The sequence below is a fragment of the Streptomyces sp. A0592 genome (assembly GCF_004795115.1).
Classification (GTDB): Bacteria; Actinomycetota; Actinomycetes; order Streptomycetales; family Streptomycetaceae; genus Streptomyces; species Streptomyces erythrochromogenes.
In genome coordinates, this window is record NZ_SSBM01000002.1 from 196,712 (window position 1) to 210,502 (window position 13,791).

The 13,791-nt window shown below is 72.5% G+C and carries 11 protein-coding genes; 9 read left to right on the forward strand and 2 right to left on the reverse strand.

Going from position 1 to position 13,791, the window contains the following annotated elements:
- Positions 1–49 precede the first annotated feature (49 nt).
- The 9 genes from E6U81_RS04070 (at position 50) to E6U81_RS04110 (ending at position 11,696) form a co-directional block, all read left to right on the forward strand.
- A complete protein-coding gene (locus tag E6U81_RS04070; RefSeq protein WP_136228676.1) occupies positions 50–1,396 on the forward strand; it encodes a TldD/PmbA family protein in 1,347 nt (448 codons plus the stop codon).
- Positions 1,393–2,754, forward strand: coding sequence for a metallopeptidase TldD-related protein (locus tag E6U81_RS04075; RefSeq protein ID WP_168714542.1), 1,362 nt, complete (start codon positions 1,393–1,395; stop codon positions 2,752–2,754). Before E6U81_RS04070 ends, E6U81_RS04075 begins: the two co-directional genes overlap by 4 nt.
- The gene (locus tag E6U81_RS04080; protein ID WP_136228678.1) at positions 2,751–4,010 is read left to right on the forward strand and encodes an MFS transporter; all 1,260 of its coding nucleotides are present in this window, start codon (positions 2,751–2,753) and stop codon (positions 4,008–4,010) included. The genes E6U81_RS04075 and E6U81_RS04080 overlap by 4 nt, the downstream gene beginning before the upstream one ends.
- Positions 4,011–4,051: 41 nt before the next feature.
- Positions 4,052–5,320: an ATP-grasp domain-containing protein gene (locus E6U81_RS04085; protein ID WP_168714543.1), complete on the forward strand. Its 1,269-nt coding sequence runs from the start codon at positions 4,052–4,054 to the stop codon at positions 5,318–5,320.
- A 4-nt stretch (positions 5,321–5,324) separates the two neighbouring features.
- Entirely contained in the window at positions 5,325–6,764 is a 1,440-nt protein-coding gene (locus tag E6U81_RS04090) for a hypothetical protein (RefSeq protein ID WP_136228680.1), read from the forward strand.
- A 38-nt stretch (positions 6,765–6,802) separates the two neighbouring features.
- A complete protein-coding gene (locus tag E6U81_RS04095) occupies positions 6,803–8,053 on the forward strand; it encodes an ATP-grasp domain-containing protein (protein WP_136228681.1) in 1,251 nt (416 codons plus the stop codon).
- A 51-nt stretch (positions 8,054–8,104) separates the two neighbouring features.
- Entirely contained in the window at positions 8,105–9,379 is a 1,275-nt protein-coding gene (locus E6U81_RS04100) for an ATP-grasp domain-containing protein (RefSeq protein WP_168714544.1), read from the forward strand.
- A 3-nt stretch (positions 9,380–9,382) separates the two neighbouring features.
- Positions 9,383–10,048 (forward strand): MSMEG_1061 family FMN-dependent PPOX-type flavoprotein, encoded by a 666-nt coding sequence (locus E6U81_RS04105; RefSeq protein ID WP_136228683.1) that lies wholly within the window; start codon positions 9,383–9,385, stop codon positions 10,046–10,048.
- Between the two features lie 442 nt (positions 10,049–10,490).
- A complete protein-coding gene (locus E6U81_RS04110; protein ID WP_168714545.1) occupies positions 10,491–11,696 on the forward strand; it encodes a helix-turn-helix transcriptional regulator in 1,206 nt (401 codons plus the stop codon).
- Positions 11,697–12,460: 764 nt separating this feature from the next.
- Here E6U81_RS04110 and E6U81_RS04115 read toward each other — a convergent pair.
- Both E6U81_RS04115 and E6U81_RS04120 read right to left on the reverse strand, forming a co-directional pair.
- Complete coding sequence (locus E6U81_RS04115; protein ID WP_136228685.1) at positions 12,461–13,168, reverse strand: AMP-binding protein; 708 nt, start codon at positions 13,166–13,168, stop codon at positions 12,461–12,463.
- Between the two features lie 133 nt (positions 13,169–13,301).
- Positions 13,302–13,772, reverse strand: a complete 471-nt coding sequence (locus E6U81_RS04120; RefSeq protein WP_168714546.1) for a DUF3592 domain-containing protein — start codon at positions 13,770–13,772, stop codon at positions 13,302–13,304.
- Positions 13,773–13,791 lie beyond the last annotated feature (19 nt).

The window sequence follows — 13,791 nt, forward strand, 5'->3', positions numbered from 1 at the left end:
CCTTCCCCGTGCTGCGAACGAACGTCCCGACACGCCAAGGAGACCATCGATGCACCCGCGTGACTCCCTCCGGGAGGTGGGCCACGACCTGGCCGCCGAACTGCGGGCGAATCGCCCCAAGGACCAGCTCACCGCATCCGGCGAGGTGCAGACCTGGCACCGCACCAGCGGCCGGCTCGCCGAGGGCCGCGTCAGCGACATCAGCGTCCAGTGGGGACAGGCCACCGCGGCCCGGTACGTCACACGCGACACGTTCCTGCACCGCTCCACCTCCGGCTTCGACCCGACCGTGGCTCGGCTCGGCGACAAGGCCGCCAGGACCGCCCCCGCCGGCCTTCAGGACACCGGACGCCCCCCCGCCTGGACCGAACCCGGCACGGCGCTCACCGCCCTGCGCGAACTCGAACAGGCCGCACGCGACTTCGACCCCGCGGTCGCCCAGGTCGTCGTCGACTTCGAACTTGCCGAACAGGACCTCTGCGTCGTGGACCACGAGGGCCGCGTGCACGACGAGACCCGCCTGCTCAGCTACCTCACCGTGCGTGTCATCGCCCGCAAGGGCGGCCGCGTCTCCACGGGCTTCTACACCCCCGGCGTCAGCGGCCCCCTCTCCGGCATCGACATGCACGCCGCCGGGGCGGAGGTCGCCCGGCGCGCCGTCACGGGCCTCGCGGCCCGCCCCGCGCCCGTCGGCCGGCTGCCCGTCGTCGTCGCCGGCGGCCGCGGCATGGTCTTGCTCCACGAAGCCTGCTGCCACCCGCTGGAGGGCGACGAAGTACTGCGCGGCTCCGTGTATGCCGGGCGGATGGGCGAAACCATCGCCTCCCCGCTGGTCACCCTCCGGGACGACCCCACCGTCCCGGGCGCCGTCGGCTCCTACGCCTACGACGACGAAGGCGTGCGCGCCACCCCCACCACCCTGATCGAGAACGGCGTCCTCACCGGCTGGCTCACCGACCAGGAGTCCGCGGCCCGGCTCTCCATCGCCTCCAGCGGCAACGGCCGCTGCACCACCGCCCTCCAGCCGCCCCAACCCCGGATGACCAACACCTGCCTCGCCGCCGGCACCTCGACCGTCGACGAGATCATCGCCTCCACCGAGTACGGCATCTACGCCGAGCACGTCGGCGGCGGCGAGGTCATCGAATCCACCGGCGAGTTCACCTTCCGGGTGACCAACGGCCATCTGATCGAGAACGGGCGGGTCACCGACCCCATCGAGGAAACCACCATCACGGGAACGGGAACACAGGTGCTGAGGGACATCGACGCCATCGCCGACGACACCGCGGTCGGCGCGGCCAAATGCGGCAAGTTCGGCCAGTGGGTCACGGTCGGAGTCGTCGGACCGACCCTCCGGGTCGGCTCCCTCCTGGTCGGAGGCACCCGCCGATGACCACCTCCGACGCACACGTCACCGACACCGCGGCAACCACCGGCGCGAGCGATGTGCTCCTCGCCGAGGCCGCGCGGCACGGCGCCGACGCCGAGGTCTGGACCGCCTGGCACGAGACCGACGAACTGGTCTGCCGGGCCGCAACCGTCGAGCGCCGCAGCGACGTCTCCTCCGGAGCCACCGCCCTGACCGTCTGGGCCGACGGCAACGAAGGCTACGCCGTCCGCAACGTCCCCGGCGCCACCGACCCCGCCCTGGTCACCACCGCCCTCGACATCGGCCGCGTCCTCGCCGCCGCGGACGCGGCCCCCTCCCCCCGCACCGACCGCGCCTCCCACACCCCGTCGGCAGCCCCCCTGCCCCGGATCGACGACGCCGCCACCGCACGGCTGCGCGCCCTCACCGAGAGCACCGGCGACCTGGAGATCGAACTGCGCGCACGGGCCGACCGCACCCGTGTCCGCCTGCACCGCGCGGGCTCCGTCCCGGCGCAGTACGACACCGGCGTCGCACAGCTCTTCGCCCGGATCACCGCCCGAGGCGAGGGCACGGGCTACATCGGCCACCAGCTCTTCGGCCGCACCATGGAAGGCATCCTCGACGCCACCGAGCGCACCGAACTGGCCGAACTCGTCGGCCTCGCCCGGATCCTCGCCTCCCGGCCCGCCACCGTCCTCGACCACGACGACCTCCTCGTCGACGGCAGGGTGTTCTGCCGCCTGCTCACTCTCGTCGCCCCCGCCTTCCTCCTCGACTCCGTCCTCGAAGGCCGCTCACCCCTGAAGGACGACATCGGCGAACGGGTCGCCTCCCCGGGCGTCACCCTCCTCGACGATCCCACTGCCGCCGACTCCCCGCTCCCCACCCCCTGGGACGGCGAAGGAACCCCCACCGGCCCCACCGTGCTCGTCGAGGACGGAGTCCTGCGCGGCTTCCTCTCCTCCCGACGCACCGCCGCCGAGGCCGGCGCACCCGCGACCGGATCCGCCCACCGCGGCGCCAACGGCGAGATGCCGACCGTCCAGCCGGGCCATCTCGTCCTCAGCCACACCGACGACCTCGGCACCGAGATACGCGCCGACCGCACCGTTCTCCACGTGGTGCAGGCCAACGGCGCCCACACCTCCAACCCCATCACCGGCGACTTCTCCATCGGCGCCAACGCCGTCCTCGTCAGCCCCGACGGCACCCGCCGCAACGCCGGCAACATCACCCTCGCCGGCAACGTCTTCGAACTGCTCCGCTCCATCGACGGCCACGACGGCCGCGTCCGCGTCAACCGCAGCAACAACTCCTTCGTCGCCGGCCCCGGCATCTGGACCCGCAGCCTCACAGTCGGCCACCAGGACGGCGCATGAGCCTCCTGCACAATCCCGGATTCCGGCTGTTCTGGGGTGCGCAGACCGTCAGCATGGTCGGCACCAACATGACCCGGGTCGCCATCCCGCTCCTCGCGGCAAGCACCCTGTCCGCCACCCCGTTCCAGATGGGGCTGCTCCAGGCCGCGCAGACGATCGCCTTCCTCCTCGTCGGCCTGCCGGCCGGCGTCCTCGTCGACCGGTCCCGCCGCCGCCCGATCCTCATCATCTGCGACCTGCTGCGCGCCGTATTGATGGCCGCGATCGTCATTGGCTTCCTCCTCGACCTCGTCACCTTCACCCGCCTGCTCGCCGTCACCCTCCTCGTAGGCCTGGCCACCGCGTTCTTCGAGATCGCCTACCAGTCCTACATCCCCGTCGTCGTCGGACGGGAGAACCTCATCGAGGGCAACGCCCGGCTGGAGAGCACCAACGCCGTCTCCCGCCTGGCCGGGCCGACCCTCGGCGGCGGCCTCGTCCAACTCGCCGGCGCCGTCGCCACCGTCTCCGTCCAGGCCGCCACCCATGTCCTCTCCGCGCTCCTGCTCTCCCGCATCAGCACCCCCGAGGCGACCCCGGAGCGCACCGAGCAGCGCCGCATGGGCGCCGAGATCCGCGAGGGCCTCCGCTTCGTCCTGCGCGATCCGGTCTTCCGGGCCATCACCGGTTCCGCCGCGACGTACAACTTCTTCTACGCGGTCTCCCTCCCGTTGGTGATGCTGCTGCTCGTCGAGGAGATGGGGCTCTCCGGAACCGCCGTCGGCCTCTTGATGGCGGTCAGCGGCGTCGGCGGCGTACTCGGCGCCGCCTTCGCCGGCCGCCTCGGCCGCCGGTTCGGACAAGTCCGCACCATGTGGACCTCGTACCTGCTGACGGTGCCCACCGCACTGCTCATCCCGTTCGCCGAAAGCGGCTGGCAGAGCCTGCTGTTCGCCGCACCCTGGTTCACCATGAGCTTCGGCATCGTCGTCTACAACGTCGGCCAGGTCAGCATCCGCCAGCAGCTGTGCCCGCCGGAACTCCTCGGCCGGATGAACGCCAGCGTCCGCTTCCTCGTCTGGGGCATCCTGCCCCTCGGCTCGGTCACCGGCGGAGCGCTGGGCGAATGGCTCGGGGTCCGCGGCGCCCTCCTCATCGGCGGCATCGGCATGAGCACCGGCGTCCTGTGGCTCGTGCTCTCCCGCCTGCGCCCCCTGCGCGACCTTCCCGCGCCCGCACCATCCCCGTCGGCCGACGGCACCACGCTGCGCGCCTGAGACATGCCCCGCCTTCCCAGAGCAACCGAACGGAGTACCCCGTGTCCCCCCGCTACGTAGTGTTCATCGAATCCCCCTGGACCGGCGCCGGCCAGGACTGTGCGCGCTTCCTGCTGGAGCAGGGCATCACGCCGATCATCCTGGCCACCGCCCCAGCACACATGCACCCCTCGCTGCTCCACGACTACGCCGAACTCGGCGTCGACATCCGCGCCTGTGACATCGACTCCGCCGACGCGATCGTGGCCTTCTGCGAAGAACTCGCCACCCAGGGCGAACTCGTCGGCGTCACCTCCGTCTACGAGTACTACTGCGACATGGGCGCCCGCGTCGCCGCCCGCCTCGGCCTCGCCGGGCCCGACCCGGCCGCCGCCGCCATCTGCCGCTCCAAGGCCGCCATGCGCGAGGCCATGGCCGCGGTGCCCGGCCTCAACCCCCTCTTCCGGGTCGCCGAGTCACCCGAGGCAGCCGCGCAGGCCGCCGACCGGATCGGCTACCCCGTCGTCGTCAAGCCGCTCGACCTCACCGGCAGCCTCTTCGTCCGCCGCTGCGAGAACGCGGACGACGTCACCGCCATCACCGCCGAGGTCATGCGGCTCGGCGAGTACCTCGGCCACACTGTCACCCCGAAGGTGATCATCGAGGAATGCGTCCTGGGCGCCGAGTACTCCGCGGAGATCGTGCACGGCAAGGTCCTCGGCCTCACCGAGAAGATCGGCAGCGAGCCCCCGCTCTTCCTGGAGATGGGCCACGTCTTCCCGGCCGCCCTGCCCGGGGAGCAGGAGCGGCTGCTGATCGAGAAGGCCGAACTCGCCGTCAAGGCCGTCGGCATCACCTGGGGCCCGTCCCACGTCGAACTCAAACTCACCGCCGACGGCAAGGACGCACGGGTCATCGAGGTCAACGGCCGCATCGCCGGCGACCGCATCCCCGAGGCCGTACGCATCGCCAGCGGCGTCGACATGTGCCGCCTCCACATGACCGCACTGCTCGGCGGCGTCCCGGACCTGACGCTCACCACCGACCGCACCGCCGCCATCCACTTCCTGATGCTCCGCTCCAGCGGCCACCTCGACGCCATCGACGGCATGGCGCAGGCCCAGGCCCTCGACGGAGTCCACGAGGTGCACCTGCGCCCCGGCGTCCAGGCCGGCATCGACTACCGGGCGAACGGCTCCAACCGCGACCGGGCCGCCTGGATCATCGCCGAGGGCGCCGACCGCGAGCAGGCCCTGGCCCGCGCCCGCGCCGCCGGCGACACGCTCACCTTCACCTGGTCCCCCCTCGACGAGACCGCCGCGGAGGCATAGCACCGTGCCCCGCCCAGCCCCCGGGCCGTCCGCATCCCCGGACCGCACCGTCCCCGTCCCCTTCGCCGCCGGCACCGCGCCCACGGACGGTGACACGGCCGAGGCCCCGCTGACCTGGAGCCAGCGCTACTACCTCGCCGAGGTCGACGCGGCCCGGGCCCACGGGCGGGGACTCAACGTGCCCCGCCTGTACCGGCTGCGCGCGGGCACCACCGAGGCTGACACCGTCACCGCACTGAGCGAACTGCTCGAACGGTACGAGGTGCTGCGCAGCCGGGTCGTCCGGGACCCGGCCCGCGGCACGCACCAGCAGGTGCACGCCCGGGGCACCCTGCACCTGGCCGTCCACGAGGCGCCCGCCGGCACCGCCGACGCATACGCGGAGGCCGTCCTGGACGCGATCACCGCCCCGCCGCTGGACATGACGCACGGCTGGCCGCTACGCGCGGCGCTCGTCACCGAGGACGGCGCCCCGCGCCACCTCGCCCTGGCGTTCGGCCATGTCGCCGTGGACGCATACGCGCTCGTCCCCCTCTCCGCGCACCTGGTCGGGCGGATCGCGGAGACCGATCCGGTGGCCCGCACCGCCCCCGCCCCGGGCGGCCCCCCGCGCGGACCGCGCGAGCAGGCTGCCGCCGAGGCGTCCCCGGCAGGAGAACGCTCCGCGCAGCGCGCGCTGCGCCACGCCGAGGAGGCCTACCGCCGCATGCCGGCCGCCCCGCCCCCGGCGGCGGAAACCCCGGCCGGGCCCCGGTACCGGTTCCTCCGGCACCGTTCCCCCGCCCTGGACCTCGCCGTCGGCGCCGTTGCCGCCCACACCGGGGAGTCGCCCGCCACCGTCCTGACGGCCGCCCTGGCCGCCCTCGACGCCGCCCGGACCGGTCCCGTACCGGGCGAGGACGGCACGGGGGAGACCCGGTACGGCACGGTCCACCTGATCTCGGCGAACCGGCTGCGGCCCGAGACCGCCGCGGCCGTCCTGCCGCTGTCCCAGCCCGTGCCCTGCTGCGTGGACACGGCCGGGACCACCTTCCACGAGCTGGTGCGCCGGACCGCCGCGGCCTCGCTGCGCGCCTTCCGGGCCGGCGGCGGCCCGCCCGACCGGCTGGCTGCGCTGCTCAGGACCGTCGAGGAGGAGCGAGGCGTACACCTCGACGCCACCCCGGCCCTCAACTACCGGCCGCGCTCGACCGCGCTGCCCATACGCCCGACCACCGCCGCGGAACTCGCGGCCGCAGCGCCGCGCGCCGCGACGGAGTGGACCGACGCCGACCCGTGGCGGGCGAGCCACTACCTCAGCGCCGACGTGGACGCCGACGGGATCCGGCTGCTCCTCCAGATCGACACCGCCGTCCACCCGCCGGAGTGGGCCGTGCGGCACACCGCCGCCCTCGAACGGCTGCTGTGCGCGGCCGCCCTGGACGCGGACCTCCCGGTGGGCTGACCCCCCCCCTCGTACGAGACAGATTGAGGAACACAACGATGGCAGACGATCAGCAGCGCACGGCCCTCCTGGTCGGCGCCGGAGTCATGGCGGAGGGGTATCTGCACGCGGCCCGGACCCTGGGGCTGCGGGTGGGCATCGTGGAGACCCCCACCCGGTACGCGGCACTCGCGGACCGCTTCCCGTGCATCGTGGACTTCGAGCCGGTCGACGAGGCCGCCGCCGCCCGGGACGAGAGCTGGCTGGCACCCGCGATGACCCTGGCGGCCCGGCTGCGCCCGGACGCGGTCTGGGGCTTCGCCGAGCCGCACGTCCTGGCCACGGCGATGGTCCAGCACCGTCTGGGGCTGCCCGGCCCCGGTCTGGACGCGGCGACGGTCTCGCGCAACAAGGCGCTCCAGCGCGCCGAGTTCGCCCGCACCGGGCTGCCCCAGCCGGCCCACCGCCACACCCGCAAGCTGTCCGAGGCCACCGACTGGGCCCTGGAGCGGCTGCCCGTCGTGGTCAAGCCGGTCTCCTCGCAGGGCAGCCAGGGCGTCGAGCGGGTCGCCACCCCGGACGACTGGGCGGACACCGTCGCCCGCCGCGACACCGAGGGGCCGCTCCTCGTCGAGCAGTACGTCGAGGGCCAGGAGTACAGCGTGGAGGCCCTGGTGCACCAGGGCCGGGTGCTGTTCACCAACCTGACCCGCAAGGAGACCACCGGACCGCCGTACTTCGTGGAGCTGCTCCACGAGGCGGGCCACGGAACGGACCGGCCCGTGCTGCGGAAGGCCGCCGACGAGCTGTGCCGGGGGGTGGTGGCCGCGCTCGGCATGGTGACCGGCATCGCGCACCTGGAGTTCCGGGCGGTCGACGGCGACGAGCCGGTGATCATGGAGGTGGCGGTCCGCACCCCGGGCGACCACATCATGGAACTCGTCGCCCGAGCCCACGGATTCGACGTCTTCGGTGCGTGTCTGCGTCTCGCCCTGGGCGAGGAGCCGGCCGTGCCGGACGGCCACGACCCGGTGCGCGCGGCAGGCAGCCTCTTCCTCTCGTCCCCCGGCACCGGCACGCTGGCCGCACTCGACCTGTCCGCCTGGAGGGCCCTGCCCGAGGTGGCCCGGCACGACGCCCGGCTGGCCCCGGGTGCGCGGGTGCGTCCCGCCGAGGACTCGGGGGACCGGCTGGCATGGGCGGTCCTGGACTGCGACACCCCGGACCGGCTGCGTTCGCTGGCACGGGAGCTCGTCACCGGGGCCGTGGTGGACCTCACCGGGGACGCGGACCCCGCCACCGGCGCCTGACCCCCGGCCCCACGGGACCGCACCAACGAACTTCCCATGTCAAGGAGCATCATGTCCGAACAGCGCGTCCTGATCGTCGGCGGCCGGATCGAGAACATCCGCAAGGCGAAGGAACAGGGTCTCGGCGTCGTCTACCTCCAACAGCCCGGTCAGTTCACCCCCGAGCACGCCTCCCTGGTGGACGCTGCGCTGCTCGTGGACTACACCGACTGGTCCGTGACCGAACCCCTGGTGGCCGCCGCGCACCGCGCGTACGGCTTCACGAGCGTGGCCACCACGACGGAGGCGGGCGTGGAGCCCGCCGGCCGGATCAGCGACCTGCTCGGCCTGGGCGGTGTCTCCCACGAGGTGGCCCATCTGCTGCGGGACAAGCTGAGCATGAGGCAGCACCTGGCCGCCGCAGCACCGTCGGTCTCGGTCGCCGCTGCGGAGGTCGGTGACCGAGAGAGCCTGACCGGCTTCGGCGCGCGCCACGGCTACCCGTTCATCGTCAAACCGGTCGACGGCATCGGCAGCCTCGGGCTCCAGCTGGTCGAATCGCCGGACCAGCTGGACGAGGTGTGGGAGACGGTCACGCGGCTGCGCCACTCGGACCACCAGTTCGCCCGCTTCTTCCCGCTGGAGCGCTTCCTGATGGAGGAGTACATCTCCGGGCCCGAGCTCAGCGTGGAGGCCTTCACCTTCGAGGGCCGTCATGTGGTGGTGGCCGTCACCGAGAAGCTGACGTACGACAACTTCGTGGAGCTCGGACACGTGGTGCCCGCCCGGATCACCCCCGCGGACGAGGCGGCCGTGGTGGCGTGCGTGACCACGTTCCTGGACGCGGTGGGGGTGGCGAGCGGTCCCAGCCACACGGAGGTACGGCTGTCGGAGCGCGGGCCGCGGGTGATCGAGTCACACAACCGGCCGGGCGGCGACCGCATCCGGGACCTGGTCGAGGAGGCGACCGGCTTCGACATCGAGCGGTACACGGTGGCCTGGCCGGGCGGGGGCCTGCCGCCCCTGGAGGAGCGGCCGGCCGTGCGTCAGGCGGCGGCCACCCGATTCCTGGCCGCAGAGCCGGGGACGGTGACCGCCGTCGAGGGGCGGGAGGCGGCGCGGGCGCTGGAAGGGGTGGTCGACGTGGACCTGCCGGTGGAGCCGGGGAGCGTGGTCCGGCCGCTCCGGTCGAGCTGGGACCGGCTCGGTCAGGTGATCGCCGTGGCCCCGGACGCGGATGCCGCGGTGGCGCTGTGCGAGAAGGCATGCGCGACCATCCGGGTCGGCACGACGCCCCATCCGGAGGGTTCCGAGAGGGCGGCCGGTGCCGCGGACGTGGCCGGGTGACGCGTGGAGTACGAGGAGATTACGACCGAGGAAGAACTGCGTGAACTTGTCGGCCCGGTGAATTCGGTGGTGTTCCGCAAGGCCACTCCGACTCTCCGGGCGTACGAGACCGAATGGATCAGCAATTCGCCTTTCTGCATGATCGCGACTGCCGCTCCGGACGGGACGTGCGATGTCTCTCCGCGCGGCGATCCGCCAGGATTCGTGCGCATTCTCGACGAACGCACGCTCGCCGTTCCCGACCGGCCGGGTAATCGCCGGCTCGACACCTGGCGGAATGTCCTGCAGAACCCGCAGGTGGGCATGATCTTCCTGATTCCCGGACGGGGTGACACCCTCCGGGTCAACGGGCGTGCCCGCCTGATCCGTTCGGCCCCCTTCTTCGACGACATGGTCGTCAGGGGGAGCCGGCCGCAGCTGGCCCTCGTGGTGAGTGTCGAGGAGGCGTACTTCCACTGCGCCAAATCCTTCATGCGGGCCAAGCTGTGGGAACCGGAGTCATGGGCTCCGGAGGCGGTGTCCTCCAGGGCGCGGATCGCGCAGGCGACGGAGTGGACCGAGGCCTCGCTGGAAACCCTGGAGCGCAGGTACGGCCCCGCGTACGAGCAGCATCTGTACCCGGGGGCGTCGCAGGGTCCGCCGACCCCGGGGCCGGTGGACCCTCCGTGAAGCCCCGTTGAGCCCCCCCGTGACGTGGCAGCAACTTGACAGGCCTGTCAATCCTTTGCCTGATGGCCTCCGTTCCGGGTACATTGGCGCAGCCCCGGTATGGGCGATCGGTGAAGTTGAGCAAAGGATTCCCATGAAGAAGACCGTAGTTGCCCGCATAGTCGCTCTCGCATTCTCAGCTCTACTGATTGCGGGTGCGGCTTCGGTCGGTACGGGTGAAGTGCGCACTCTTGCCGCCGGCACCGGCGATATCGACTGGCCGTAACCATTCTTTTCAGGCTGTCTTCGGCCAGACTTTGAGACCCGGTTGCCAGCGCAAGTCAATATTTGTCACCATGCTTCGGGGGGGCTACAGTGGCCCCCCCGAAGTCTGTGCGGGGCATCGGACGAAAACCTCGAAGGCAGTGATCGTATGCTGGAGCAACCTGGCTTTGGGCGGCGCTTGCGTCAGCTGAGGCTGCAGCAGGGCAAGACCCAGGCGGAGCTCACCGGGCCGGGCATGTCCTCGGCGTACCTCTCCCGCCTGGAATCGGGTGCCCGGTTCCCCACGCAACGCGCCGTCGACTACCTCGCGGAGCGCCTCGGCATTCCTGCCGAGATCTTCACCGAACGCATCGAGGACGACCTCTCGGACATCGTCGCCACCCTCGCCTCCCGGCCGGACAGCGAGCGTGACGCCGAGATGCGCGACCTCCTCGCCGACGCGCTCGCGCGCGCCACTGACGCGGACCCCTCCACCCGCTGGCAGGCCCTGGCCCTCCTCGCCCAGCTGCACGCCTCCCTCGGGGAGTTCCCCGAGGAGTGGGACGTCCTCGAATCCCTGAACCGGCTCAGCAAGGAACTGGACCGCCCGGCCCTCCAGGTCTACGCCAAGCAGCGGGTCGCCCGATGCGCCCGCAGCCGCGGCGACATGGAGCTGGCCCGCAGGGCGGTCCGCGAGTCCCTGGAGCTGGGCGACCACTACCGTGTCCGGGTCCCCGCCGCCGATCTGCTCCGCAGCCGGCTGCTGCTGGTCTCGGCCGAGGCGGAGCTCGGCAACGTCGCCGAGGCAATGCGGCTGAGCCTCGACACCCTCGAAGCCCTGCCGTCCGAGCGGGGCGCCCTCACCGCCGAGGCGTACTGGACCGCCGCGACCGTGAGCACCCGCCAGGGCAACACCGAGGCGGCCCGCCGCTACCTGGACAAGGCGATCGATGCCCTGGACAGCCGGGAGGACATCACTCTCTGGATGCGGCTGCGACTGGGAGCAGCTTCGCTCTGCCTCCAGAGCCTGCCGCCGCGACTGGAGCACGCGCAGGCCCTGCTCTCCGCCGTCGAGCCCGTCCTGGACTTCGCCGGACCGCCTCGCCACCGCCAGGAGTTCCTCTTCCTCCGCGCCCAACTGGCCTTCCAGTGCGGCGACTCCGACCTCGCGGCCGAACTCGCGGCCGAGGCCGAGGAGGGCCTCCAGCTCTTCACCTTCCGCGACCGGATCCGCTTCCGGATCCTCCAGGAGATGCTGGCCGCCCACGCCGGTGACATGCACGCGGTGGCCCGCCTCAACGAGTTGGCCACCGAGGTGCAGCGCACCCAGATGCCGGAACTCGCCGCCGAGGTATGGCGGGCGGCCACCGAGTGCGCGGTGAAGACGTTCCTGCCCACCTTGTGAGCGGGCCGCGCCGCCGCCACCCTCCACAGGGCGAGCCGGACGACGAACGCTTGGCATGATCAGGTCGAACAGGGGCCCACGCCGGCCCCCGACCCCGGGGCTGCCGCCCCCGCTGCCCGCGCGCCATCCTCGCGCGGGCCCACCGGTGGATCACCGAGGGCGCCGATCACCTCGCCCCCGGCCCGTCACGATGGCCGTGGACGTCCTCGTCCGCCTCCGCCCTGACCGTCCGGGTCCGATCGGATCAACACCCGGTACGGCACGGCCCTGCCCCGGGAACACGTCTCCCGCGAGGTGCGGGGTGCGGGCACGCGCGGCGGTCACTGCCTGCGGTGCCTGTTCGTCGTGCTGGACGTGCCGCCGGCCGTCCGCGGCACCGAGTACATGAGCCTGGGCGCCACCGACATGCAGCAGCGAGTCAGTGCAGCGCCGGTCACCGTGCAGCGGCAGCTCGACAACTCCCGCCTGTGGTCGGTCGCGGCCCGCCTGATGACGCTGTACGCGAAGACGGCGCGGGGCGCGGACGGGGCGAAGGCGGTGCACCGGTGGCGGATGGCCGCGAAGGCGCCGCCCTCCCCGTCGCCGACGACTTCGCCGACCAGGCCACCGCCTTCAGCAGCAACCAGCCCTCCCTCGGCGGCCGAACGCCGTGTTCGGCAAGGCCCACACCGCTGCCGGACGGCTTCTCGCCGAGGGCCGGCGCGCCTTGGACCGGGCCGGCTCGCACGAGCAGACCTCCGACTACGCCGTCCCCCGCCCGCGCCTCAGCCGCTCAGGGCCGCGCGGCGGATCTTGCCGCTGTCCGTCTTCGGCAGCGCCGTGACGAAGTGGACGCGCCGCGGATAGGCGTGGGCCGACAGCCGGGTCTTCACCAGGGCCTGGAGCTCCGCCACCAGCGCGGGGCCGGTGGCCGCCGAGGGGGCGGGCACGACGTACGCCTCCACGACCTCCCCGCGGAGGCTGTCCGGGGCGGCGGTGACGCCCGCCTCGGACACCGCGGGGTGCTCGATCAGGATGCTCTCGATCTCGGTCGGGCCGATCCGGTAGCCCGCCATGACGATGAGGTCGTCCTGGCGGCCCCGCACGTGCAGGCGGCCCGCGTCGTCGAGGACGGCCAGGTCACCGGTGACGAACCAACGGCCCTCCTGGAGGAAGGACCCGCCCACCTTCGGGGCGGGCCCGCCGCCGCCCGCGTAGCCGGTGAACCACATGAGGGGGCTGCGGGCCACGTCGACGGCGAGGAGCCCGGTCCCGCCCACCGTCTCGCGGCCCGTCTCCGCATCGAGCACGGCGAGCGTCCAGCCGGGGAAGGCGCGCACCTCGCTCGGCGCCGCGCCCGCCGCCGACGCGACGTCCCAGGCCTGACCGGCCGCCATGCCCAGTTCGGACTGGCCGTAGTGGTCGTACAGGTCCGCGCCGAGCACGCGGCGGGCCCACGGCGGGAGGTCCGGGGGCAGGGGCTGTCGGTTCATTCTCGCGATCCCGATTGAGCACCCACTTCCTGAACCGTCCACTCAGCGTGTCCGCACCGCAGAAGCCGTGCCAGGACCCGAAGTCGTGAACAAAGCCACCCGTGGTTGCATGGGAGCGGGTCGGGTCCGTGGTTCAGAGCCCGGATGTGCGCAGTGCTCCGACGAGGAAGCCCGATCCGATCACGACGAAGAGGGCGCCGATGCCGACGAAGAGCCACCACAGGAGGCTGCTCTCGGCCGGGAGCGTCCAGCGGGTGGGCTTCGCGGGGTCGTAGCGGACCTCGACCCGTGTGCCGACGGTCAGGGTCCTGTCCCGGGAGCGGGCTATGTCCGTCCGGGTTTCCATCGCCCGGCCATCGGCGGTTGTCCAGGCGATGACCGGGTAGTACGCGGTCGTGCCGGAGCTTCGGAAGGTGATGGTGCCGCCGTCACCCGGTCCCTCCAGCTTCGTCGCCGCGAGGCGGATCGCCAGCCCGTGGGCCAGCGTTCCCCGCCGGACCAGAGCGCGCACCTGCCACACCTTGCGGTACGCCGCCGCGCCGATGACGGTTCCGGCCGGGATGAAGATCAGCGCAAAGAGCCAAAGAACCTGGGACGTGCTCATGTGGGCTTCTCGATTCGCG